Origin of the sequence: Nonomuraea sp. NPDC049141, assembly GCF_040648415.1 — a bacterium.
In the GTDB taxonomy this organism is placed as follows: domain Bacteria; phylum Actinomycetota; class Actinomycetes; order Streptosporangiales; family Streptosporangiaceae; genus Nonomuraea.
This window is the reverse complement of record NZ_JBEZDR010000016.1, coordinates 81628-105662: the sequence shown is the minus strand read 5'-3', so window position 1 is coordinate 105662 and position 24035 is coordinate 81628. Positions and strand designations below refer to the sequence as shown.

Here is a 24035-nt window from a genome sequence, read left to right as displayed (position 1 = left end):
CTCAGCATCGTGGTTGCGGCACGCTGGATTCAACACCCATGCCTGAGGTTAGGCCGGACATATCGGGGCATGGCTCGCATTGTGTCCGGTGGGGGATGGTTCTCCCGGTGGCCGGTGGTTCGGCAGCTCAAGGGAGAGGACGGCAGGGGCGACGCCGCGCGCTCCGCCCGTACCGACGCGCTGACTCCCCGCGTTCAAGAGGCCGACAAGGTCGCGCGGTCGGTCTGCCCCTACTGCGCGGTCGGTTGCGGTCAGCTCGTGTACGTCAAGGACGGCCGCGTCACGCAGATCGAGGGGGACCCCGACTCGCCCATCTCGCGCGGGCGGCTGTGTCCCAAGGGGTCGGCGAGCAAGCAGTTGGTCACCCATCCCGGGCGCCAGACCCAGGTGCTGTACCGGAGGCCGCACGGCACCGGTTGGGAGCGGCTCGACCTCGACGCCGCGATGGAGATGATCGCCGACCGGGTGGTGCGGACCCGGCGCGAGACCTGGCAGCAGACCCATGAGGGCAAGGTCGTGCGCCGCACGATGGGCATCGCCGGGTTGGGCGGGGCGACGCTCGACGACGAAGAGAACTACCTGATGAAGAAGCTCTACACCGCCCTCGGCGCGATCCAGGTGGAGAACCAGGCGCGCATTTGACACTCCTCCACCGTCCCCGGTCTGGGGATCAGCTTCGGGCGTGGTGGCGCGACCACCTTCCAGCAGGACCTGGCGGGTGCGGACTGCATCGTCATCCAGGGCTCCAACATGGCCGAATGCCATCCGGTGGGGTTCCAGTGGGTGGTGGAGGCCAGGGCTCGGGGGGCGAAGGTGTTCCACGTGGATCCGCGCTTCACCCGGACCAGCGCGCTGGCCGACCGCCACCTGCCGATCCGCGCGGGTAGCGACATCGTGCTGCTCGGGGCGCTGATCAGCCACGTGTTGCGCAATGAGCTGGACTTCCGTGAGTACGTGCTGGCCTACACCAACGCGGCCACGATCGTGTCCGAGGACTTCCGGGACACCGAGGACCTCGACGGGCTGTTCTCCGGCTTCGATCCGGAGACGCGTACGTACGACCCGAGCAGCTGGGCGTACGAGGGGACGGGCGAGCAGGCGCCGGGCGAGCACCTGGAGGGCGGCCGGCACCACGCCGCGGCCGCCGGGGCGGACACCTACGGCTCCGGCGGTGCCGCCGCGCATCCCAGCGCGGCGACGGATCCGACGCTGCGTCATCCGCGCTGCGTCTACCAGATCCTCCGGCGGCACTTCGCCCGCTACACCCCAGAGCTGGTCGAGCGGCTGTGCGGCATCTCGCGCGCGGACTTCGCCGAGCTCGCCGACGCGATCACCGCGAACTCCGGCCGGGAGCGCACCACCGCCTGGGTGTACTCGGTCGGCTGGACCCAGCACACGGTGGGCGCGCAGTACATCCGCGCCGCCTCGATCCTCCAGTTGCTGCTGGGCAACATGGGCCGGCCCGGTGGCGGCATCCTGGCGCTGCGCGGGCACGCGAGCATCCAGGGCTCGACCGACATCCCGACGCTGTTCAACCTCCTGCCCGGGTACCTGTCCATGCCCCACGCCCACCGGCACGAGGGCCTGGCCGACTACCTGGCCCGCGAGGGCGGCGAGAAGGGCTTCTGGGGCCACCGGCGCTCCTACCTGGTGAGCCTGCTCAAGGCGTGGTGGGGGGAGGCGGCCACCGAGGAGAACGACTTCTGCTTCGACCACCTGCCACGCCTCACCGGCGACCACGGCCACTACGCCACCGTGATGGCCCAGATCGACGGGACGGTGAAGGGCTACTTCGTGATCGGGGAGAACCCCGCCGTAGGTTCCTCCGGCGGCCGGGCGCAGCGCCTCGGCCTGGCCAACCTCGACTGGCTGGTGGTACGCGACCTGACGCTGGTGGAGACGGCCACCTTCTGGCAGGACGGCCCGGAGCTGGAGACCGGGGAGATGCGGACCGAGGACATCGCCACCGAGGTGTTCTTCCTGCCCGCCGCGAGCCACGTGGAGAAGGAAGGCACGTTCACCAACACCCAGCGGCTGCTGCAGTGGCGGGAGAAGGCGCTCGACCCGCCGGGCGACTGCCGCAGCGACCTATGGTTCTACTACCACCTCGGCAGGCTGGTCAGGCAGCGGCTGACCGGCGACGAGATCGACCGGCCGCTGCGCGAGCTGACCTGGGACTATCCCGAGGAGGGTGTGCACCGGGATCCTTCGGCGTCGGCGGTGCTCCGCGAGATCAACGGGGTCGGCCCGGACGGGCGGGCTCTGTCGGCCAACACCCAGCTCAAGCCGGACGGGTCGACCAGTTGCGGCTGCTGGATCTACTGCGGGGTCTATGCCGACGAGGTCAACCAGGCGGCCCGGCGCCGGCCGGGGCGGGAGCAGTCCCCCGTGGCGCCCGAATGGGGCTGGGCCTGGCCGGCCAACCGGCGGATCCTCTACAACCGGGCCTCCGCCGACCCGGAGGGCCGCCCGTGGAGCGAGCGCAAGGCCTACGTCTGGTGGGACACCGAACGCGGTGAGTGGACCGGCCACGACGTGCCCGACTTCGAGAAGGGCAAGCCGCCGGACTACGTGCCGCCCGAAGGCGCCAAGGCCGAGGCCGCGCTGGCCGGGATCGACCCGTTCATCATGCAGTCCGACGGGAAGGGCTGGCTGTACGCGCCGGCGGGGCTGGCCGACGGACCGCTGCCCGCGCACTACGAGCCGCACGAGTCGCCGGTCGGCAACCCGTTGTACGCCCAGCAGGCCAACCCCGCCCGCGAGATCTACTCGCGGCCGGAGAGCCCCTACAACCCGCCGGAGTCGCCGCGCTTCCCCTACGTGCTGACCACCTACCGGCTCACCGAGCACCACACGGCGGGCGGCATGAGCCGGCCGCTGGCCTACCTGGCCGAGCTGCAGCCGGAGCTGTTCTGCGAGGTGTCCCCGCGGCTCGCCGCCGAGGTGGGGCTGGTCAACGGCGGCTGGGCGACGATCGTGACCACCCGCACCGTGATCGAGGCCAGAGTGCTGGTCACCGGCCGGGTCCGGCCGCTGCGCATCCAGGGCCGGGTGATCCATCAGATCGGCCTGCCGTACCACTGGGGCTGGGGCGGTGGCGGCCTGGTGACCGGCGACGTCGCCAACGACCTGCTGCCGCTGGTGCTCGACCCGAACGTCCACATTCAGGAGGGCAAGGCCATGACCTGCGACGTACGGCCCGGCAGGCGGCCGAGGGGCCGGGCGATGCTCGATCTGCTGGAGGGTTACCGCCATGGCTGAGCGGATGGGCTTCTTCACCGACACGAGCGTCTGCATCGGCTGCAAGGCCTGCGAGGTGGCCTGCAAGGAGTGGAACCAGCTGCCCGACGACGGGTTCGTGTTCGAGGCGACGTCGTACGACAACACCGGGGCGCTCGGGGCGAGCACCTGGCGGCACGTGGCCTTCATCGAGCAGTCGGTCCGGGCGCCCGGCGACAGCGCTGATGACGGCGTGGAGCGGTGGCTGATGTCGTCGGACGTGTGCAAGCACTGTACGCACGCCGCCTGCCTGGACGTCTGCCCGACCGGCGCGTTGTTCCGCACCGAGTTCGGCACGGTGGTGATCCAGGAGGACATCTGCAACGGCTGCGGCTACTGCGTCTCGGCCTGCCCGTACGGCGTGATCGACCGCAGGGAGGGTGACGGACGGGCGTGGAAGTGCACCATGTGCTACGACCGGCAACGCGGCGGCCTCGAACCGGCGTGCGCCAAGGCGTGCCCGACCGACTCGATCCAGTTCGGCCCGCTCGACGAGCTCCGCGACCGGGCGGAGGAGCGGGTGGAACGGCTGCGCGCCGACGGGCACACCGAGGCCCGGCTGTACGGCGAGAGCCCGGACGACGGGGTGGGCGGCGCGGGCGCGTTCTTCCTCCTGCTGGACGAGCCTGAGGTGTACGGGCTGCCGCCGGATCCCGTGGTGACCACCCGCGACCTGCCGGACATGTGGCGCTGGGCGGGGGCAGCGGCGCTGTCCCTGGCCGGGGCGGTGGCGGTGGCCTTCGTGGGTTCGGTCAAAGGGGTGCGGCGGTGACGCGGGAGCGGTCGATGGTGCCGGAGGCGGAGTTCCGGTCTTACTACGGGCGGCCGGTGCTCAAAGCCCCCGTCTGGCACGAGCCCCATATGCCGACATATCTCTATGCGGGGGGTTTGTCGGGGGCTTCGTCGGTGATGGCGGTCATGGCCGGGTTCACCGGGCACGATCGGCTGGCGCGCACCGCCCGGGTCGCGGCGGCGATCGGCGCCGCCGCCGGAACCGGGTTCCTCATCGCCGAACTGGGCAGGCCTTCACGGTTCCTCAACATGTTCCGCGTGTTCAAGCCCACCTCGCCGATGAGCCTGGGCTCCTGGCTCCTGGCCGCCCAGGGCGGGCTGTCGGCGGTCGCGGCCTCGACCGAGCTGACCGGGATCCTGCCCGTCGTGGGCGACGCGGCGGCCCTCGCCACCGGCCTGACCGGCCCGCTGACCGCCACCTACACCGCCGTCGTGGTCGCCGACACCGCCGTACCCGCTTGGCACGAGGCCTATCGGGAGCTGCCGTTTTTGTTCGCCGGGAGCGCGCTGGCCAGCGCCGGGGCGGTGGGCATGCTGGCGACCCCTCGGGCGGAGGCGGGGCCGGCTCGGGTGGTGGCGGTGGTCGGGGCCGTCGTGGAGAGTGTCGCGGGCATGCTGATGGAACGTCGGCTCGGGCTGGCCGGCGAGCCGTACCGGGTGGGGAAGGCGGGGCGCATGATGCTCTCGGCCCGGGTGCTGACGGCCGGTGGCGGGCTGCTCGCGGCGGTCGCCGGGCGCGGCCGTGCCCTCACCGCGCTTTCCGGTCTCGCCCTGACGGCGGGTGCGCTGTGTACTCGGTTCGGCATCCTGGAGGCGGGCAGAGCGTCGGCCGCCGACCCGAAATACACCGTCATTCCGCAGCGGCAGCGCCTCGACGCCTAGAACAGCGCGATGGGGTCATGCTCCGGCAGGGGCCGCGCGCATGCGGCGGGTGGCCGTGTGCGGCCGCATGCGCGCTGGCCACGTGGCGGGAGGCCGTGAAGAGCAGATGGGTCAGAGGCCCGCGGTCACCGTGACCGTCGCGTCGTTCGGCGCCTTGACCAGGGGCTTGGTCACGTTCTTGACGAGGTTCCCGGTGGAGGCGACGGTCAGCGACGCGCCGCTCTTCTTCTCGTACTGCAGCCCTGTCTGATCGGCGGTGCCGTTGCCCAGGATGGCGTTGCCGGTGACCACCACGTTCCCGGCGCCCGACTCCACCCCATCCACGGCGATGTAGTAGTAATGGGGGCCCGTCGGCGGCGTCTTGCCCGCGTCGCGGAAGTTGTGGATCTTGTTGTTGGAGATCGTCGTGGTCGCCCCCTCCTGTACGACGCAGCGGATGCCGTACAACCACGCCTCCGCAGTGGTGGCCTTGTAGCCGAAGTCCTCGATGTAGTTGCCCTGGATCGACGTGCCGAAGCAGCGGTTGAGGTCGAGGGCGCTGCTCGCGTTGCCGTACAGGTGCAGGTCGCTGAGGAGCCAGCCGGCGGCGTTGTCCGATTCGACGGCGCTGGTGCCGCTGTCGCGTACCCATGAGCGGGTGAACGTCCAGTCGGTGATCACGCCGCCGTCCGGGTCGAGGACCTTGACGCCCGCGCCGCCGGAGCCGGTGATGTAGACGTCGCTGATCACCCCGTTCACCATCGTGTTGGTGGCGGAGTCGATGGTCGTCCCGTTCTTCGACGGGTTGCTCAGACGGATGGCGTCCGAGGAGGTCTGCTCGATCTGGATGTCCGAGATCCTGCTGCCCCAGGAGCGCAGCATCAGGCCGACGGTCCCGGTGGCGTTCTTGGCGCGGTTGCCGTCCAGGGTGAGCCGCTCGACGCGAATGGGGTTGCCGGAGTACGCCTGATCCGCGTCCCACGTGTCCGAAGCCAGCAGGGCGGGCAGGTTTACGCTGTCGGCCTGCTTGATCCTCAGGCCGGTGCGCGAGTCACCGCGGTACGTGCGATCTCCGCGCAGCACGATGGTTTTGTTGATGACGCACACGGCCGGCTCGTCCGCGGTCACCGAGCGGCCTAAGATCACGATCTCGTCGCCGGCCTTCGAGGCCTTGATGGCGTTGTTGATGGTCGTGGCGTCGTCCGTCCCGGTGCATTGCACCTCCTTGCGGGCGGCCTCGGCGGGGGTCGGTTGCGCTATGACGGCGATCCCGGTGGCGGCCAGGGCCAGGACGGTGGCCGAGACCAGGGTGAATACCGATTTATGCACTTTTCGTCTCCAGGGGGATAAAGATCGTTTACGTGCAAGATCAGTATGAAATGCGTGGCTATTGAGAGGAATGTCAGATTGATCACACGTGTCGGCTTTTCGTGGATCGCCTTGGGCGGCGGCCAGGTGCAGGCTTCCTTGCCCAAGATTCTCTCAACCACGAGTACCGCGGGATAAGGTCAGCGGAGTTGCAGGTGGGGGCCGTTCAGGGGGATCAGTTCGCCGATGATCGGCGCGCCGGGGATCTCTCCGGCCACCAGCAGGCCGCCGGAGGTCTGGGCGTCGGCGAGGAGGAGCAGGTCGTTCTCGCCAAGGCTGCCGGGGTCGAGCCACGGACGGACCCAGTCGAGGTTGCGGCGGGTGCCGCCGCTGATGTAGCCGTCGCGTACCGCCTCACGGGCCCCTTCCAGGTACGGTACGGCCGCCACGTCGACGACGGCCGTGACGCCGCTCGCCCGCGCCAGCTTGTACAGGTGGCCCAGCAGGCCGAACCCGGTCACGTCCGTGGCGCATCCCGCTCCGGCGGCCAGTGCGGCTCTTGAAGCGTCGCGGTTCAGGGTGGTCATCGCCGCGACCGCCTGCGGGAACACCTCGCCTGTCGCCTTGTGCCGGGTGTTGAGCACTCCGATGCCGAGCGGTTTGGTGAGGGAGAGCGGCAGGCCGGGGCGGCCGCCGTTGATGCGCAGTAGGCGCGCGGGATCGGCCAGGCCGGTGACGGCCATGCCGTACTTCGGTTCCGGGTCGTCGACGCTGTGGCCGCCCGCGACGTGGCAGGCCGCGGCCCGGGCCACGTCCAAGCCGCCGCGCAGGACCTCCTTCGCCAGGTCCAAGGGGAGTTTCTCCCGGGGCCAGCCGAGCAGGTTGACCGCCACCAGCGGCTCTCCGCCGACCGCGTAGACGTCTGACAGGGCGTTGGTCGCCGCGATGCGTCCCCAGTCGTAGGGGTCGTCCACGACGGGGGTGAAGAAGTCGGCGGTGGCCACGATCGCCCGGTCGCCGTCGATGCGGACCACGGCTGCGTCGTCCCCGTCGTCGAGCCCGATGATCAGCTCCCCTGCGGCGCCGGGGTCATGTGCGTGAAGCTCCGCCACCACAGCTTCCAGCTCGCCCGGCGGGATCTTGCAGGCGCAGCCGCCACCGTGCGCGTACTGCGTCAGCCGGACCGTCTCGGTGGATCGTGTCATGGCGTCCTCACAGGTACGGGTGTGGCGCTTCAGCTCATACCCCGCTGAACGAGTAGGTTTCCCCTTGGAGGCGTCTGGGGCCTGGTGGCCCCCGCGGTCTTCAAAACCGACGAGGTCGAGGTCCTCGGCCTGGCGGGTTCGATTCCCGTCCGCCTCCGTCTTATTTTCGAATGGTGGACCCACGAAGGCACGTACCGCGTACCGATGTCGTACTCGCCGATCCTCGGCTGGTCGCGGCGGGCGGGCGGCTGGGGCGGTCGGTCGTCAAGGACGCGGTGGCGTGGGCGCAGCAGCGGGCGCGGAGTGGCGAGATCGGGCCTGAGGAGGTCGCCGACGCGGCGGTGGCGGCGCTTCCGCCGCAGGCCGCGAGCCTGCGGGCGGTGATCAACGCGACCGGCGTGCTGGTCCACACGAACCTAGGCCGGGCGCCCCTGTCGTCTGCCGCGATCGAGGCGATGGTCGCCGCGGCCGGTGCGGCCGACGTGGAGTTCGATCTGGAGAGCGGCGCGCGGGCCCGTCGCGGGCGGGGTGCGCTGGACGCGCTCGCCCGGGCCGTGCCGGCCGCCGAGGACGTGCTCGTCGTCAACAACAACGCGGCCGCGCTCGTTCTGGTGGCGACCGTACTGGCCGCCGGGCGGGAGATCGTGATCAGCCGGGGCGAGCTCGTGGAGATCGGTGACGGGTTCCGCATCCCCGACCTGCTCGGCTCCACCGGGGCGCGGCTGCGCGAGGTGGGTACCACCAACTGCACCTCCTACCGGGACTACGCGGCGGCCGTGGGGCCCGAGACCGGATGCGTGCTCAAGGTCCATCCGTCGAACTTCCGAATCGAGGGGTTCACCGGCTCCGTCGAGGTGGGGGAGCTGACCGGGCTTGGCGTGCCGGTTGTCGCCGACATCGGTTCCGGCCTGCTCGTTCGCGAGCCGTTGCTGCCCGCCGAGCCGGACGCGGCGACCGTACTGGCGGCCGGGGCGGATCTGGTGACGGCGAGTGGCGACAAGCTGCTCGGCGGACCGCAGGCGGGTCTCCTCCTCGGCCGCCGTGACCTGGTCGAACGGTGCAGGCGGCATCCCCTCGCCCGCGCCCTGCGGGTCGACAAGCTGACGCTGGCCGCGCTGGAGGCCACGCTCCGCGGTCCCGCCGTGCCCGTTCGGCGGGCGTTGAATGCCGACCCGGCCGCGCTCGGTGGCCGGGCCGCGGTGCTGGCTGGGCGGCTCGCCGACGCGGGTGTCGACGCGCGGGCGGTGCCGAGCCAGGCCGCCGTCGGGGGTGGCGGGGCGCCCGGCGTGACGCTGCCGAGCGCCGCCGTGAGCCTGCCCGAACGGCTCGCCGCGCCGCTGCGGACCGGTGAGCCGCCGGTGGTCGGCCGGATCGAGGGCGGGCGGTTGCTGCTCGATCTCCGTACTGTTCCCGGTGAGCGCGACGAAGACGTGGTGCGGGCGATCCTCGGGGTGGGCGGCTGATGTACGTCGTGGCCACGGCGGGGCACGTCGACCATGGCAAGTCCACGCTGGTGCGGGCGCTCACCGGGATGGAGCCCGACCGGCTGGCGGAGGAGCGGCGGCGCGGGCTGACGATCGAGCTGGGGTACGCGTGGACGACGCTGCCCTCGGGGCGGCGCCTTGCCTTTGTGGATGTTCCGGGGCATGAGCGGTTTCTCGGGACGATGCTGGCCGGGGTTGGACCGGTGCCGGCGGTGATGTTCGTGGTGGCCGCGGATGAGGGGTGGATGCCGCAGTCCGAGGAGCATGTGGTGGCGCTGGAGGCGCTCGGCGTGCGGCACTGCCTGCTCGTGGTCACCCGAGCGGACCTCGCCGATCCGGGGACGGCTCTCGAACAGGCGCGTACTCGGCTGACCGTTGGTGTGCTTGAGGCTGTGGTGGTGAGCGGGCGGACCGGGCAGGGGCTCGGGGAGCTGCGGGAGGCGCTGGACCGGCTGGTCGCCGGGCTTCCCGCGCCTGATCCGGAGGCGCCGGTGCGGCTGTGGATCGATCGGGCGTTCAGCGTGACCGGCAGTGGGACGGTGGTGACCGGGACCCTGTCTGCGGGCACCATCTCGGTGGGTGACGAGCTGGCGCTTGGTGGGGAGTCGGTACGGGTGCGGGCGCTGGAGGCTCTGAAGGAGCCCCTGTCCTCGGTGGCCGGCGTCGCCAGGGTGGCGGTCAACCTGCGTGGTCACGGGCTGCCTGAGCGAGGCCGGGCGCTGGTCACGCCCGGCCGGTGGACGTACACGGACCTGGTCGACGTCCGGATCTCTCCCGTCGGGGATTTTCGGGACGTGCGGCGGCTGCCTCGGCGGCTGATCGCGCACATCGGGTCGGCGGCGGTGGGGTGTGAGGTGCGGATGCTCGGTGGGCGCCTCGTACGGCTGCGCCTGGCCCGTCCGCTCCCGCTGCACCTCGGAGACGTGCTGCTGCTGCGCGACCCCGGCCGGGACCGGGCGGAGGTACGGGTGCTGGCGGGGGCGAGCGTGCTCGACGTACGCCCGCCGGCGCTCGACCGCCGGGGTGCGGCGCGGGAGCACGCCGCGCTGCTGGAGTCGGCCGCACCGAACGCCGCCTCTGCCCTGCACATCCACGGGCTTCTACGCGCGGCCGACCTGATCGCGATGACCGGCACGTCCGGCGCGGGACCGGTCTGCGGGGACTGGTACGCCGATCCCGAGCACTGGGCCGAGTTGGCCGAGCGGCTCACGGCTACGGCGCGGCGGTACGCCGTGGAACACCCGCTGGAGACCGGCATGCCCCTCGAAGCCGCCCGCCACGAGCTCGGCCTGCCCGACCGGCAACTGGTCGCCGCGCTGGTGCGGCCACCCCTCACCCTCGCCGAGGGCCGGATCATGACCGGGCCCTCCGGCCTGCCCGCGCCGGTCGCCCGGGCGGTCGAGCGGCTGAGGGTGGAGCTGTCGGCGCACCCGTTCCAGGCGCCGGAGGCCGGGCGGCTGGCCGAACTGGGGCTGGGCTCGCGGGAGGTGGCGGCGGCCGTACGGGCCGGGCGGCTGCTGCGCGTCACCGACGGGATCGTGCTGCTGCCCGGCGCGGACGCCCGGGCGGCGGAGGTGCTGAGCCATCTGCCGCAGCCCTTCACCGTGAGCCAGGCCCGGCGCGCCCTCGACACCAGCCGGCGGGTCGCGGTGCCGCTGCTCGAACACCTCGACCGGAGCGGGCTCACCCGGCGCGTGGACGAGGTCCATCGCCGCTGTCTCTGACACGGCTCCTTTTCAGGATGTCAGGTATATATTCGAATTTGGGGATAAACCATCGTCATCGGGGGGTTGCGATGGTTGGAGACCTGCCGCGACGTCTCGTCGCGGAAGCCATCGGAACGATGTTGCTGGTGCTCTTCGGTGCCGGCTCCGTAGTGGCCGCGCTGGTCATGGGGAACGGCCGGTTGGACTATGCCGCGCTGGGCATCATCTCGCTGTCGTTCGCCATCGTGGTCGCGCTCGTCATCTACGCGTTCGGCAGCACGTCAGGCGCGCACATCAACCCGGCGGTCACCATCGCCCTGGCCGCGGGACGCAGGTTCCCGTGGGCCGAGGTGCCGTTCTACATCGTCGCCCAGCTCGTCGGCGCGTTCGCCGGCGGCCTGCTGATCGTGGGCGGGTTCGGCCGGCGGGCCGTCACCCAGGGCGTCGGGTTGACCGCACTCGGCCCGGGCGTGAGCTACGGGCAGGGCATTCTGCTGGAGGCACTGGGGACGTTCCTGCTGCTGCTCACGATCATGGCGATGGCGGTCGACCGGCGGGCGCCGTCCGGCTGGGCCGGTTGGATGATCGGACTGGCCGTGGCGTGCGAGATCTTCGTGCTCGGCCCGCTGACGGGCGGCTCCGTCAACCCGGCCCGTACGTTCGGGCCGTACCTGACGACCACTCTGTTCGGCGGTAGCGCGCCATGGGCGCTGTACGGCGTTTACGTCGCCGGCCCGATCATCGGCGCGGTGCTGGCCGTCGTGGTGTACGACGTGGTCGCGCGCCCGCTCCGGGAGCTGCCGGAGACGGCCGAACAGGGCACGGCCGGAGAGATCGTCGGCGCGCGGGAGCCGCGGAGCGAGATGGCCGAGGCCGCGCAGGGTGTCGCGGGTGACATCCCGGCGGCCCGGCAGCCGCACGACGAAGAGATCCGTGACCGGGTGGGGCACGGAGGCCGCCGCCGCTGGCACCTCGGACATAGGAGGTGATTCGTGACCAAGTGAGCGAACGAATATCCGTCATTTCGTACAAGGGAGGGATCGTCATGCCCGGCAACAGGGGCGTGTCGTACGACGGTCCAGGCAAGGTCGAGGTACGCGAGACCGACTATCCCGAATTCGAGCTCATGGACGGCCCGGGTGTCAACCCGGCCAACGTAGGGCGCAAACTACCGCACGCCGCCATCCTCAAAACGGTGGCGACGAACATCTGCGGCAGTGACCAGCACATGGTCCGCGGCCGCACCACGGCTCCGCAGGGCCTCATCCTCGGCCACGAGATCACCGGCGAAGTAGTCGACACCGGTCCCGACGTGGAGTTCATCAAGATCGGTGACCTCGTGTCGGTGCCGTTCAACATCGCCTGCGGCCGTTGCCGCAACTGTAAGGAGGGTAAGACCGGCGTCTGCGAGAACGTCAACCCCGACCGGCCCGGCTCGGCGTACGGCTACGTCGACATGGGCGGCTGGGTAGGCGGGCAGGCGGACTACGTCCTGGTGCCGTACGCCGACTGGAACCTGCTCAAGTTCCCGGACAAGGACCGGGCCATGGAGAAGATCCTCGACCTGGCCATGCTCGCGGACATCTTCCCGACGGGGTTCCACGGCTGCGTGAGCGCGGGGGTGAAACCGGGATCGACCGTCTACATCGCCGGCGCCGGCCCGGTCGGGCTCGCCGCCGCGACCTCGGCGTTCCTGCTCGGTGCCGCCGTGGTCATCGTCGCCGACCTGAACAAGGAGCGGCTGGACCAGGCGCACACCTTCGGCTGCGAGACCATCAACGTGGCCCTGGGCGAGCCGAAGGACCAGATCGAGCACATTCTCGGCGAGCCGGTGGTGGACTGCGCCGTCGACGCCGTCGGGTTCGAGGCGCGCGGTCACGGACACGAATCGGAGGAGGAGCACCCCGCCACCGTGCTCAACACACTGATGGACGTCACCCGGGCGGGTGGCGCGCTCGGCATCCCGGGCTTGTACGTCACCGGCGACCCCGGTGCGCGCGAGGAGTCGGCCAAGCACGGTTCGCTGTCCATCCGGATCGGCCTCGGCTGGGCGAAGTCGCACTCCTTCGTCACCGGCCAGTGCCCGGTCATGAGGTACAACCGTCAGCTCATGATGGCCATCCTGAACGACCGGGTGCAGATCGCGAAGAACGTCAACGCCACGGCGATCCCGCTGGACGACGCGCCGCGGGGCTACCACGAGTTCGACGAGGGGGCCGCGCGCAAGTACGTGCTCGACCCGCACGGCATGCTCGCCAGGTCGTCCTAGCGACAGGGTTTCCACTGCGAGCGGTGTGCAGCGCCGCTCGCAGCGCGTCGTGTGTGACAGTCCGTAGGTAAATCTTCTCCCACATTCTTTGGCGCGGAGGCCGGACACAACTTACAGTTCCCGCATGCGTTTTGTCCCCTTTGTCCTAATTCCTCTGGCATTCATGGTGGGTATCGCCGCTCCCGCGTCGGCCATCACCCACGGCTCCGCCGACGGGAACGTCCATCCGGAGGTGGGCGCCCTCATCGCCGGCAAGCCGCACTCCGACGGCACGTGGAGCTACTGCACCGGAACGCTCATCTCGCCCACCGTCTTCCTCACCGCGGCCCACTGCGGAGAGCGCGGCCAGAAGACCGCCCGGGTCTCCTTCGACGGCCAGTACCAGCGTGGGGACAAGACGTACACCGGTCGCTATGTGCAGGACGCGCGCTTCAAGGACAGCTCTGAGCTTCATGACATGGCCGTCGTCATCTTCAAGACGGCCATCCCGGGCATCAAGCCGGCTTCCTTGCCGGCGGCGGGGCTGCTCAGCCGTCTCAAGGCGGAGAACAAGCTGAAGACGGCGCAGTTCACCCCCGTCGGGTACGGCGCGGTGGGTCGGAAAGCGCGCCATTTCGCCTACTCCGATGTCCGCCAGCAGACCTCCATCTCCTTCGAGGCTCTGTCCCGCAAGTGGCTCGACCTGTCGGTGAACCGCACCAAGGGCGACGGAAGCACCTGCTTCGGCGACTCGGGTGGCCCGAACTTCCTGGGCGGTCCCACCTCGCACCTCCTCATCGCCACCACCGTCAGCGGAGCCGACGACTTCTGCAAGGCGACCAACTTCGACTACCGTCTGGACACCGTCACGGCCCGGCAGTTCCTCGGCAAGTTCGTCAAGCTTCCCTGAGGTACGCCGTCGGCTCCGCACCACGTCAGGCGATGCCGCAGGTTGTGCCGTTGAGGGCGAACGAGATGGGTTTGCCGGTGTTACCGCTGTGGGTGGCCTGGAAGCCGAAGTTGGTGGATGCCCCGGCCGCGATGGTGCCGTTGTAGCTGACGTTCCTGGCGGTGACCTGGCCGCTGGAGGGGGAGATGGTGGCGCTCCAGGCGGAGGTGACCGTCTGCCCGCCGGGGAGGGTGAAGGCCAGGGCCCAGGTGTTGATCGGGGACGCGCTGGTGTTGGTGATGGTGACGGACGCGGTGAATCCGGTGTTCCAGGTGTTCATGGTGTAGGTGACGCGGCAGGCCCCGCCCGGCGTCGGGGTGGGCGTCGGAGTCGGGGTCGGGGTGCCGGGGGATCCGCCGTCCAGACCGAAGAACTGGATGACCGACGCGGCCATGCCGCCCTGCGGAAGGCTGTGCCCGACGCCCTGGAGGCTGACGCCCTCGACGGCGACGTTGGTGCCGGTGCCGCCGTAACGGGTCCGGGTCCAGGTCGACTGCGGGTGGTCGGTGAAGGCGGGGGTCTGGCTGAGCCCGTGGACGTTGGTCCACTGCTTGATCTCTTCTTGGAAGTTCGGGTAGCGGAGCGTGGCGTCTTCGGTGCCGTGCCACAGTTGCATGCGCGGCCGCGCCCCGGTGTAGCCGGGGAAGGCTCCGCGTACCAGGTCACCCCACTCCTGCGGGGTCTTGATGATGGTGCCGTTGGCGCAGGCGCTGTTCCAGCCGGAGCCGTCGGTGGTGGCGAAGCAGCCGAACGGCACTCCCATGAACGCCGCCCCGGCCTTGAAGATGTCGGGGTAGTCGCCCAGCAGCACGTTCGTCATCATGCCGCCCGAGGACGCGCCGGTCACGTAGACCTGGGCGGGGTCGCCGTTGTTGTGCTGCTCGACGTACTTGACCATGGACACGATCCCCACCGGGTCGCTGCCGCCGTCGTGCTTGAGCGCCTGCGGCGAGGAGACGTCGAAGCAGTTTCCGCTCCTGGTGGCGGAGGGGTAGATGACGATGAATCCGTACCTGTCGGCCAGCGAGGCGAACTCGGTGCCGGAGTAGAAGGCGGGCCCGGAGCCGGTGCAGTAGTGCACGGCCACCAGGATCGGCGGCCGGGCCGCGACGTTGTTCGGTACGTACAGGTGCATGCGCAGGCCGCTGGGGTTGGTGCCGAAGTTGGTCACCTCGGTGAGTGAGGCCGGCGACGCCGGCGAGGCCATGGTCAGCCAGGCGACGACGAATATCGCGGCGGCGATCGCGGCGCCGAGCACTCTGGTGGTTATCCTCATCCGCTTCCCGTTCTCTCGATGCGGCCCGAAATATTCGGAGTATTCGCAAAAATATTTCGAGAGACAAGAGTCCACGTGGACCGTAGAATCTGGCGAGCAAGTGACCTGGGAAGGCTCAGCTAGCGAGGGCAAGAAGCTTGAAACTTTCGGACCGATGGCCGGGTGTCCGTGACCTCCCTTTAGGCCGTTTTGGGATGGAATGCGATGATCAGAGTCGTCCATTGCCGAGCGGATGGGTGGAAGCATGACGGACGATCACGGCCGGAAGGCTCTGGTGGTGCGAGGCGGCTGGGAAGGGCACGCTCCGGTCGCGGCTACCGAGCTGTTCATCCCCTTCCTCGAAAAGCAGGGGTTCGAGGTGCACCGGGCGGAGTCGCCCGCGCCGTACGCGGATCCCGGGTTCATGGCCGATGTCGATCTCATCGTGCAGTGCTACACGATGGGCACGATCGAGCCCGCGGAGTTCAACGGCCTGCGGGCCGCGATCGAGTCGGGCACCGGGATGGCGGGCTGGCACGGTGGCATCGCCGACTCCTTCCGCAACTCCTCCGACTATCTGCATCTCATCGGCGGGCAGTTCGCCTGCCATCCGGGCAAGGATCCGGCCGAGCGGGAAGGCTCGCAGGCCGACAACTACGTGCCGTACACCGTGAACCTGCCGCCCGAGGCGGGGGATCACCCCATCACGGCGGGTATCACGGACTTCGGCCTGGTGACCGAGCAGTACTGGGTGCTGACGGACGACTACATCGACGTGCTGGCGACCACGACGCAGAAGGTCCGCCCATGGGACCCCTGGCATCGGGAGGTCACCTCGCCGGCCATCTGGACCCGGCGGTGGGGGAGCGGGCGGATCTTCGTCGCGACCCCGGGGCACAGCCTTGACGTCCTGCAGGACGAGAACGTGCGCACCATCATCGAAAGGGGCATGCTGTGGGCCAGCCGGTGAACGTGGGCATCGTGGGGTGCGGTGCCATCTCGGCGCAGTATCTCCAGACCATCGACCGATTGCCGCAGTTGCGGCTCGTCGCCGTGGCCGATCTGGACCTTGACCGGGCGAGGGAGGCGGTGCGGCCCTATGCGGGGGTCGACGTGCTGAGCGTGGCGGAGCTGATGGCGGACCCGCGCGTCGGCGTCGTGCTCAACCTCACCATTCCCGCCGCCCACGCCGAGATCGCGCTCCAGGCCATCGCGGCCGGCAAGGACGTCTATTGCGAGAAGCCCCTTGCCGCGACCGGCGAGGACGCCGCGCGGATGCTGCGGGCGGCCGAAGTCGCCCAGGTCCGCGTGGGTTGCGCGCCCGACACCGTTCTGGGCACCGGTACGCAGACGGCGCGCAAGGCGATCGACGACGGCCTGATCGGCAGACCCGTCGCGGCGACCGCGACGATGATGACACCCGGCCATGAGCGCTGGCATCCGAACCCCGACTTCTACTACGCCCCCGGCGGCGGCCCGCTCCTGGACATGGGCCCCTACTACATCACCAGCCTGGTGACGCTGCTCGGGCCGGTAGCGTCGGTCATCGGCGCGGCCAGCCGCACGCGGGCCAAGCGCACCATCGGCTCGGGCCCCCGCCAGGGCGAGGAGATCCCGGTGACGGTGGACACGCACGTCACCGGAGTGCTCGTGCACACCTCGGGAGCGCTGTCCACGCTGGTGATGAGCTTCGACGGGACGGCGACCAAGGCGCCCAACATCGAAGTACACGGAGAGGCGGGCTCGCTCGTCGTCCCCGACCCCAACTACTTCGATGGGTCCGTCCTGTTCTCGGAGGCGCGGGACGGTTGGCAGACTCTTCCGGCGGCGGCCGGCTACGTCGGGGCCGGGCGCGGAGTGGGCCTGGCCGACTTCGCGGCTACCCCCGCGGGCGAGGAACCTCGTACGAGTGGATCACTGGCGTACCACGTGCTCGACGTCATGGAGTCGCTGCTGACCTCGGCGCACTCCGGCGCGGCGGTGAACATCACCAGCACCTGTGAACGGCCCCCGCCGGTGGACCTGATCGAGCCTTTGCAGAATGTCGACTCGATGTAAAGGTCCGTTGTCGGCGAACTTTTCCGAGTAAATTAAGCAGGATCTGCTTCTGCGTCAGGCGGCATTTCGCTTCATCGTTGGACCGTCAGGTGCACCTTGGCAAGAGAAGCAGGTCCTCATGGTCAGACGATCCCTCGTGCCGTTAGCCTCCGTCGCCCTCTCCCTGATCGCCGTCCTCGGATTCGCACTACCAGCCTACGCGGTGACTCTGGAGCAGAAACTCGCCGCACTCTCCGGATTCTCCCAGCCCACCGCCGCAAGCGCCGCCTCCTGGCGGGCCGCCTGGCAGAACCAGGCGGCGTGGGCGGACTACGCCTTCGACTGGTCCACCGACCTGTGCTCCAGCAGCCCGGACCAGCCACTCGGCTTCGATTTCCGGATGCCCTGCAGGCGACACGATTTCGGTTATCGAAACTACAAGGCCGTGAGCCAATTCCCGGCGAACAAGGATCGCATCGACAGCGCATTCTATTTCGATATGAAGCAGGTGTGCGCCGGATACTCGGGACTGTCCAAGTCCACCTGTGACGGCCTCGCCTGGACGTACTACCAGGCGGTCAAGCAGTTCGGTGACCTCGTCGTCACGGACGCGCAGATCCAGCGGGTCAAGCGGGACGCCGAGCTGAACGCCCAGAACGCCGACGCGTGAACTGAACGACCAAGGCGGGGATGCCGTTGCCGCATCCCCGCCTTGGTCGTTTTATGGTGAAATATGCCGAATGGAGCGAGCGCGGCAGTTGGCCTGACGACCAGTTACCAGGTGCGCGGCGGTGTGCTCCTGCGGCAACTGCACTGGTACGGCCTGCACCTGCTGGCGGCGCTGGCCATGGGCGTCGTGCTGGTGGTCTCGCGTTATTCGAGAGCGAAGAGCAGCCACGACTGATCCGGGGCCAGGCCGGCCAGTTCACGGCCGCACTCCCGCAGCACCTGCGGGCCCGAGGTGATGTGCGCGGTGCCGGCGTGGACGTCCCTGAACAGCCGCTGGATCAGCCCATCCCGCAGCGCCGAGGTGCCGCCCGAGGCGTAGACGAACCGGGCCACCTCGGAGACCGTCGACGTGACGTGGTTCAGGGCGAGCCGCACCATCGTCTCCTGACGTACGTCGAGTCGCCGGCCCGAGTCCAGAGTGCGTTCCGTGTCGTCCCATGTCTCGTGCACCAGGGCCTTCGCCGCGCGGAACGCCGCCTCGGCGCGGGCGAAGTCGGCGTGGAAGGCGTCACTGCCGGCGAGCTGGCCGGGCCGCCCGGACCGCGCCCCGGTGTAGCGGATCAGCTCGTCGAGCAGCCGGCGGCCGACCCCAAGCGCCCAGCCGGAGTGGCAGATCAGCGCCTGGTCGAGCACGCCGAGCCGGTAGATCGCGCCGCCGCGCAGCGGCTCGTCCTGGGTGAAGAGGTGCGTCTGCGATTCCGGTACGAAGGCGCCGTCGATGGCGTAGTCGATGCTGCCTGTCGCGCGCAGGCCCAGGACGTCCCAGTTGCCGAGCGGCTTGACGTCTTCGAGCGGGGTGATGAAGATCCGGGCCTCGCCGGTGCCTTCGATGACGCCCAGGCTGTGGACGTACTGTGCGTGCGGCATGCCCGAGGCGAAGCCCCATTGACCGGTGAGGCGGAAACCGCCGTTCTCGCGTACGGCGGTGCCCGGCCGGGTGCCCTGGCCCGCGAAGACTGGCATCCGCGGGCCCTGGAAGATCCGTTCGACGGCCTCGTCGCCCAGGTAGGCGCCGGCCGTACCGTTCTCCAGGGTGGTGGCCATGACCACCCAGCCGGGCCGCCGCCTCGCGCTCGATCAGCGGGCGCAGGTCGCGGGCTCGGTTCAGCGGTGTGGTGCCGGCGGTGTGCAGTCGTGGCGCATCGCTCATTTCCAGGTGCTCCTGTTCGTGATCGTCGGCGCTCTTACTCCGTCAGATCACGTAAGTGGCACGTTGTCGAGAATTCCGCCCGAGTTAGTCCACGGCAGGTGGGACGATCACCTGCCGGCGGTGGAGGAGGCCAGGCGCCGGTATGACTCCTGAACGGTCGACGGATCGGTCCTGATCCCGCTCGCCGTACCCGGGTCGTAGCGGTAGACCTCGCGCCCGCTGATCAGCACCCGCAGTGCGCGGCTCATCACGTCGAGTGGGTCGCCCGACCACAGCACCACGTCGCCGTCGAGACCAGGGCGCAACGCGCCCACCCGGTCGTCCAGTCCCATGATCATGGCGGGGGTGGTGGTGATGGCGCGTAGTGCGGTGTCGCGGTCGAGCCCCTCCTTGACGGCGAAGGTCGCCTGGTGGACGAGGAAGTGGATCGGGACGACGGAGTGGTCGGTGGTGATCGCCACCCGCACGCCGGCGGCGGCCAGCACGCCCGGGTTGCGCAGGGTGCGCTGCCGCAGCTCGACCTTGCTCCTGGTACCGATCAGCGGCCCGCTGACCACGGGGATGTCCCGCTCGGCGAGCAGGTCCGCCATGAGGTGGGCTTCGGTGCCGTGGTTGACGACCAGGCGGTAGCCGAACTCGTCGGCCAGCCGTACGGCGGTGGCGATGTCGTCGGCCCGGTGGACGTGCTGCAGCCAGGGCAACTCGCGATCGAGCACCCTGACCAGCACCTCCAGCCCCGGGTCGAAGGGATCGCGCCTGACCAGGTACTCACGCGCCCGCAGGAAGGCGTCGCGGATCGCCGCCGCGGTGCCCATCCTGGTCGAGCCCTCGTACGAACGTTTGGGGTTCTCACCGAGCGCACTCTTCACCCCGACCGGGTCGCGCAGGACCATGTCGTCGGCGGTGCGACCCCAGGTCTTCACGGCCACGGCCTGGCCGCCGATGGGGTTGGCGGAGCCGGGCAGGATCACGGCCGTGGTGACGCCTCCCGACAGGGCGTCGAGGAAGCCGAGGTCAGCGGGGTTGACGCCGTCGAGGGCGCGCAGGCGGGCACCGTTGCGCTCGCCCTTCTCGTTGAGGTCCTCGCCGAGGTCACCCTCTCCTTCCTCGCCGATGCCCATGTGCGCGTGCGCCTCGACGAAGCCGGGCAGCACCCACTGCCCGCGCGCCTCGAGCACGGGCGTCCCTGCCGGCACGGGAATGTCGGCGGCAGGGCCGACGGCGGTGATGCGGCCGCCGGCGATGAGCACGGTGCCCCCGTCGATGGGGGCACCGTCAACGGGGACGACGTGTCCACCGGTGATGGCGACGTTCACTGTTCTCCGCTCCGGTGTGTGACGTGGTGGTGTTCGACGACGAAGGAGGGGACGAGCTCGACGTGGCGGGCGGGGACGCGGCCGATCCAGGTGCGGGCGATCACGGGGTTGTCTCCCGTTCGAGCAGGCGGAGCGCGGTCTCGGCGGCGGCGAGGTCCTGGATGCCCAGGCCGACGAGCTTGGCGACGGTGATCTGCGAGGTGGACGTCCTGCCGGGGTGGCGGCCGAGCAGCAGGTCGCCGAGTTCGACGTCCGGCGCCCTGCCCGAGGCCCGCAGGTCTCCCGCGTGCAGCGGGGTGCTCTCCCGGCTGTCGACGGCCAGCACGTCGGCGCGGTGGAAGCAGGCCGGGTCGAGTTCGGCCTTGGTGTCGTCGTCCGCGCCGACGGCGGTGACGTGCTGACCTGGCCGCAGCCAGGCGCCCTCCAGGATGGGCCGGCGGCTGCCGGTCGCGGTGACGATCACGTCGGCCCGCCGTACAGCGTCGCTGGGATGGTCGGCCACCGACACCGTGAGCGGCGGACCGGCCGCCAGTAGCGCCTCGCGCAGGGCCCGCGCCGCGTCGGGCCGCCGGCCCCAGACGACCACGTGCTCGATCGGGCGTACGGCTCGCGCGGCCAGGACCTGCAGTCGCGCCTGGGCCCCTGTGCCGAGGACCGCCACGGTGGCGGCGTCCGGCCGGGCCAGCAGCCGGGTCGCCACCGCTCCCGCCGCGGCGGTGCGGACGTCGGTGAGGTGGTGCTCGTCCACGAGCAGGGCGCGCAGGTCTCCGGTGGTCGCGTCGTGGACGGCGACGAACCCGCTGGACGGCGAAAGACCGCCGGCCGCGCGGGCGGCGAACCAGGCCGCGACCTTGACGGTGAACACGGACCGGCCTGGCATCCACGCCGACTTGACGTGCACGTCGCCCTGGTCGCCGGCCGGCGCGAACACCGTGATCGGTGCCTCGCCCAGCCCTTCGCTGAAGTCGGCGAAGGCCCGCGCCACGGGTTCGACGAGTTCGTCCAGGCCGATGGCGGCCCTGATGGCGTCCGCGCCGTACACCTTCACGGCAGGACCCGCAACGAGCCGGTGCCGACGGCGGCCACGCCGCCGCCGACGGTGACGCGACGCACGTCGTCGGCCGTCCCGTGGGCGGTGATGGCGATCCTGCTGGGCCGTCCGGTGAAGCGTCCCTGTGCCAGCGACAGCTCCTGGCCGTCGCGGGCCCTCCCGTGCCGCAGGAGGTAGGCCGCCACGCACCCGGCGGCACTGCCGGTGGCGACGTCCTCCAGGACGCCGTCGTTGTTCCAGTGCCTGCCCTCGACCGCCACCGCGTCGAGGACATAGGCGAACTGGGCGCCCAGCCGTTCCAGGAATCCGCCGAAGTCCGGGTGGCGGATGCGGGCCCTGGCCAGCGCGTCACCGTCGCGCACCGCGACGACGAGATAGCGCAGGCCCGTGGAGACGATCTCCAGCGGCAGCTCGTCGTCGAGATCGTCCTCGGCCAGGCCGAGTGCCTCGGCGGCGGCCGCTCGCTCCAGCGGGGCCTTCTCCGCCGCGAACACGGGCCGCCCCTGGTCCAGCAGCGCCGACACCTGGCCAGGCCGCTCGCCGGACGTGGTGACGCGCACGGTCCCTGCCTTCAGCTCGAACGTCCATGCCCGCTCCTCGCCCGGCTCGGCGCCCGCCAGCTCGTGGAGCACGGCCGCTGCCCCCAGCACCGGGTGCCCGGCGAAGTCGAGCTGCTCCAGCAGGTCGAACACGCGGGCCCGCACGACGCCGGGAGCGTCCTGCGTGCGCACGAAGATCGTCTCGAAGTGCCGGAGCTCCTGCGTCACCCGGAGCATCCGCTCCGCGTCGAGCGGCGGCGGATCGACGAAGACGGCGAGGCTGTTGCCCGTGTAGGGCCGGTCGGCGAAGACGTCGACGTGGTGGTAACCGGTCATGCGGTCAGCGTAAGGATCCGTCTCTTCATTGAGAATGCCGATAATTCCGTGGGAGGCATAATGGTTGCTTATGGAGAAGGATTTCCAGATCGCCGACCTGCGCTCCTTCACGACGACCGTGCGCGCGGGCAGCATCACCCGCGCGGCCACCGCGTTGAAGGTGAGCCAGCCCGCCGTGAGCCAGCGGATCCAGCGCCTGGAGCAGGCCGTCGGTGAACGGATCCTGATCCGGGACCCCCACGGGGCCAAGCTCACCCCCGCGGGTGAGACGCTGCTCGCCTACGCCGAGCGGATGCTGGCCCTGCATGACGAGGCGCGCACCTCGATCAACGGCCGCGGCGCGGCCCCGTCGGGACGGCGGGCGATCGGGCTGCTGGAGGACCTGGCGATCACCACGCTGCCCGCCGCGCTCGCCGACTTCGCCACGCTGCATCCGCAGGTGGACCTGGAGGTGATCGTCGGCCCCGCCGCGGCGCTGCGCAGGCCGGCCGAGCGGGGGCGGCTGGACCTGGTGTTCGGCGACCCGTCGGTGATGCCGGACGCTTCGGTGCGGTGGCAGCGCCAGGTGCCGTTGACATGGGCGTGCGCTCCGGCCTTCGACCCGTTCACCGACCCGCTGCCCCTGGTGCTGTTCACCCAGCCCTGCCAGTGGCGGCAGCCTGTGCTCGACGCGCTGGGCCGCCACGGGCGCCGGTGGCGGATCGCGTTCCAGAGCACCAGCGTGCACGCCGTCCAGGCGGCGGTCTCGGCCGGGATCGGCGTGGGGGCGCTGTTGATCGGCAACGTCCCGCCCGGCGCCGTCCGGCCGTCCGAGCAGCAGGGGCTGCCGCCGGTGCCGATGGTCGACGTCGCGATCTCCCGTCGCGCGGACACCGACACGGACGAGGCGGTCAACAGCCTGGAACGCCTGCTCCGCCGAACGTTCACGGGAAGGCGGTGACCGGGGCAGCGTGGGCCCGGAAGCCGGCCTTTCGCCACACCTTGAACAGGCGCCTGGCGGAGCCACCCACCGGGCCGACCGCCTCGTAGAGCACTTGCCGCGAGACGGGCTCGGCCGTTTTCACGGCGGTCACCGCGTCGTCCGCGCTGCTGATCGTGTGCGTGCAGACGCTCAGCAGATAGTCGGGGATCTGCAGGCGCGGGTCCGTACAGCCGACCAGCGGGACGCCCACCGCGGCGACGACCGGGAAAACGGTCCCGGGAATGCCGATGGCGGCTTCGGCCCGTGCCGCCGCCTGGACCGACGGGACCGCGCTGATCTCGTACCGTTCCCACAGCGAGCGGTCCTCGCGCGGGTGCAGCCCGACCAGGATGTGCTTGCCGGCCGCCGCGAGGCGTTCCGCCGCGGCGAGCAGCAGGTCCGTGCCGGGGGCGGAACCGCCGGTGCCACTGGACTTGGTCACGCTGGTGAGCACCAGGACGGTGCCCTCTTCCGGGACGTGCCTGGGCAGGTCGTCGGTCTGCGGCGTGCCCACGACCGTGATCGGGCGGCGCGTGCCCAGGTAGTCGTCGAACACCTTCGCCTCGGCGGGCGACGAGGCGGTGATCGCCCGTAGCCGCTCGCGGAACTCCTTCGCGCGTGGCGCCTCGACGGGCAGCAACGGCGCCGCGTGATAGGTGCCCCACGGCTCGTTCGTGGCGATCAGTACCCGGCGGGGTGCCTGAGCCGCCGCCCGTGCGGCGGTACCGCCCAGCACAGTGAGCCCGACCCCGGACAGCGCGCCGGCGAGCAGGGACCGCCGGGACAGGTCATTGAATCCCATGGTCTCGGAATCTATGGGGCGGTTGTG

The 24035-nt window shown here is 70.4% G+C and carries 21 protein-coding genes and 1 tRNA gene; 14 read left to right on the top strand and 8 right to left on the bottom strand.

Going from position 1 to position 24035, the window contains the following annotated elements:
• Nucleotides 1-69: 69 nt before the first annotated feature.
• The 3 genes from fdh to nrfD are packed head-to-tail and all read left to right on the top strand — an operon-like array spanning nucleotide 70 to nucleotide 4953.
• A complete protein-coding gene (fdh, locus tag AB0B91_RS40490; RefSeq protein ID WP_358331775.1) occupies nucleotides 70-3261 on the top strand; it encodes a formate dehydrogenase in 3192 nt (1063 codons plus the stop codon).
• Complete coding sequence (locus AB0B91_RS40485) at nucleotides 3254-4051, top strand: 4Fe-4S dicluster domain-containing protein (RefSeq protein ID WP_358331772.1); 798 nt, start codon at nucleotides 3254-3256, stop codon at nucleotides 4049-4051. The genes fdh and AB0B91_RS40485 overlap by 8 nt, the downstream gene beginning before the upstream one ends.
• The gene (gene nrfD / locus AB0B91_RS40480; protein ID WP_358331769.1) at nucleotides 4048-4953 is read left to right on the top strand and encodes an NrfD/PsrC family molybdoenzyme membrane anchor subunit; all 906 of its coding nucleotides are present in this window, start codon (nucleotides 4048-4050) and stop codon (nucleotides 4951-4953) included. The genes AB0B91_RS40485 and nrfD overlap by 4 nt, the downstream gene beginning before the upstream one ends.
• Before the next feature lie 111 nt (nucleotides 4954-5064).
• On the opposite strand, the gene AB0B91_RS40475 is transcribed toward nrfD, so the two are convergent.
• Both AB0B91_RS40475 and selD read right to left on the bottom strand, forming a co-directional pair.
• Entirely contained in the window at nucleotides 5065-6261 is a 1197-nt protein-coding gene (locus AB0B91_RS40475; protein ID WP_358331766.1) for a right-handed parallel beta-helix repeat-containing protein, read from the bottom strand.
• A gap of 179 nt (nucleotides 6262-6440) precedes the next feature.
• On the bottom strand, nucleotides 6441-7445 hold the full coding sequence (selD, locus tag AB0B91_RS40470) for a selenide, water dikinase SelD (protein ID WP_358331763.1): 1005 nt from the start codon (nucleotides 7443-7445) through the stop codon (nucleotides 6441-6443).
• Nucleotides 7446-7511: 66 nt separating this feature from the next.
• On the opposite strand from selD, the gene AB0B91_RS40465 reads away from it, so the two are divergent.
• The 6 genes from AB0B91_RS40465 (at nucleotide 7512) to AB0B91_RS40440 (ending at nucleotide 13793) form a co-directional block, all read left to right on the top strand.
• Nucleotides 7512-7603, top strand: a tRNA-Sec gene (locus tag AB0B91_RS40465).
• Between the two features lie 12 nt (nucleotides 7604-7615).
• The gene (selA, locus tag AB0B91_RS40460) at nucleotides 7616-8908 is read left to right on the top strand and encodes an L-seryl-tRNA(Sec) selenium transferase (protein WP_358331759.1); all 1293 of its coding nucleotides are present in this window, start codon (nucleotides 7616-7618) and stop codon (nucleotides 8906-8908) included.
• Complete coding sequence (gene selB, locus AB0B91_RS40455; RefSeq protein WP_358331756.1) at nucleotides 8908-10653, top strand: selenocysteine-specific translation elongation factor; 1746 nt, start codon at nucleotides 8908-8910, stop codon at nucleotides 10651-10653. The genes selA and selB overlap by 1 nt, the downstream gene beginning before the upstream one ends.
• 71 nt (nucleotides 10654-10724) lie before the next feature.
• The gene (locus AB0B91_RS40450) at nucleotides 10725-11624 is read left to right on the top strand and encodes an MIP/aquaporin family protein (protein ID WP_358331753.1); all 900 of its coding nucleotides are present in this window, start codon (nucleotides 10725-10727) and stop codon (nucleotides 11622-11624) included.
• Between the two features lie 56 nt (nucleotides 11625-11680).
• Nucleotides 11681-12904, top strand: a complete 1224-nt coding sequence (fdhA, locus tag AB0B91_RS40445; RefSeq protein WP_358331750.1) for a formaldehyde dehydrogenase, glutathione-independent — start codon at nucleotides 11681-11683, stop codon at nucleotides 12902-12904.
• 163 nt (nucleotides 12905-13067) lie between these two features.
• Complete coding sequence (locus AB0B91_RS40440; RefSeq protein ID WP_358331747.1) at nucleotides 13068-13793, top strand: trypsin-like serine protease; 726 nt, start codon at nucleotides 13068-13070, stop codon at nucleotides 13791-13793.
• Nucleotides 13794-13818: 25 nt separating this feature from the next.
• On the opposite strand, the gene AB0B91_RS40435 is transcribed toward AB0B91_RS40440, so the two are convergent.
• A complete protein-coding gene (locus tag AB0B91_RS40435; RefSeq protein ID WP_358331744.1) occupies nucleotides 13819-15108 on the bottom strand; it encodes a PHB depolymerase family esterase in 1290 nt (429 codons plus the stop codon).
• Between the two features lie 244 nt (nucleotides 15109-15352).
• Between AB0B91_RS40435 and AB0B91_RS40430 the strand changes: the two genes are divergently transcribed.
• From AB0B91_RS40430 to AB0B91_RS40415, 4 genes are all read left to right on the top strand, one after another.
• Nucleotides 15353-16057 (top strand): ThuA domain-containing protein, encoded by a 705-nt coding sequence (locus AB0B91_RS40430; RefSeq protein ID WP_358331741.1) that lies wholly within the window; start codon nucleotides 15353-15355, stop codon nucleotides 16055-16057.
• Nucleotides 16042-17145: a Gfo/Idh/MocA family oxidoreductase gene (locus AB0B91_RS40425; RefSeq protein WP_358331738.1), complete on the top strand. Its 1104-nt coding sequence runs from the start codon at nucleotides 16042-16044 to the stop codon at nucleotides 17143-17145. Before AB0B91_RS40430 ends, AB0B91_RS40425 begins: the two co-directional genes overlap by 16 nt.
• Nucleotides 17146-17263: 118 nt before the next feature.
• Nucleotides 17264-17794, top strand: a complete 531-nt coding sequence (locus tag AB0B91_RS40420) for a phospholipase (protein ID WP_358331735.1) — start codon at nucleotides 17264-17266, stop codon at nucleotides 17792-17794.
• 63 nt (nucleotides 17795-17857) lie between these two features.
• A complete protein-coding gene (locus AB0B91_RS40415; RefSeq protein WP_358331732.1) occupies nucleotides 17858-18028 on the top strand; it encodes a hypothetical protein in 171 nt (56 codons plus the stop codon).
• Here the strand turns inward: AB0B91_RS40415 and AB0B91_RS40410 are convergent.
• The 4 genes from AB0B91_RS40410 to AB0B91_RS40395 form a co-directional block, all read right to left on the bottom strand.
• Nucleotides 17998-18897 carry an acyl-CoA dehydrogenase family protein gene (locus tag AB0B91_RS40410; protein ID WP_358331729.1) on the bottom strand — a complete coding sequence of 300 codons (900 nt, stop codon included), beginning with the start codon at nucleotides 18895-18897 and terminating at the stop codon, nucleotides 17998-18000. The genes AB0B91_RS40415 and AB0B91_RS40410 overlap by 31 nt on opposite strands.
• A gap of 213 nt (nucleotides 18898-19110) precedes the next feature.
• Entirely contained in the window at nucleotides 19111-20319 is a 1209-nt protein-coding gene (locus tag AB0B91_RS40405; RefSeq protein WP_358331726.1) for an amidohydrolase, read from the bottom strand.
• 100 nt (nucleotides 20320-20419) lie between these two features.
• The gene (locus AB0B91_RS40400; RefSeq protein ID WP_358331723.1) at nucleotides 20420-21367 is read right to left on the bottom strand and encodes an ornithine cyclodeaminase family protein; all 948 of its coding nucleotides are present in this window, start codon (nucleotides 21365-21367) and stop codon (nucleotides 20420-20422) included.
• Nucleotides 21364-22245, bottom strand: a complete 882-nt coding sequence (locus AB0B91_RS40395) for a PhzF family phenazine biosynthesis protein (RefSeq protein ID WP_358331720.1) — start codon at nucleotides 22243-22245, stop codon at nucleotides 21364-21366. The genes AB0B91_RS40400 and AB0B91_RS40395 overlap by 4 nt, the downstream gene beginning before the upstream one ends.
• A gap of 70 nt (nucleotides 22246-22315) precedes the next feature.
• On the opposite strand from AB0B91_RS40395, the gene AB0B91_RS40390 reads away from it, so the two are divergent.
• Nucleotides 22316-23185, top strand: coding sequence for a LysR substrate-binding domain-containing protein (locus AB0B91_RS40390; RefSeq protein ID WP_358331717.1), 870 nt, complete (start codon nucleotides 22316-22318; stop codon nucleotides 23183-23185).
• On the opposite strand, the gene AB0B91_RS40385 is transcribed toward AB0B91_RS40390, so the two are convergent.
• Nucleotides 23169-24008 (bottom strand): hypothetical protein, encoded by an 840-nt coding sequence (locus AB0B91_RS40385; protein WP_358331714.1) that lies wholly within the window; start codon nucleotides 24006-24008, stop codon nucleotides 23169-23171. The two genes, AB0B91_RS40390 and AB0B91_RS40385, sit on opposite strands and share 17 nt — an antisense overlap.
• Between the last annotated feature and the right edge of the window lie 27 nt (nucleotides 24009-24035).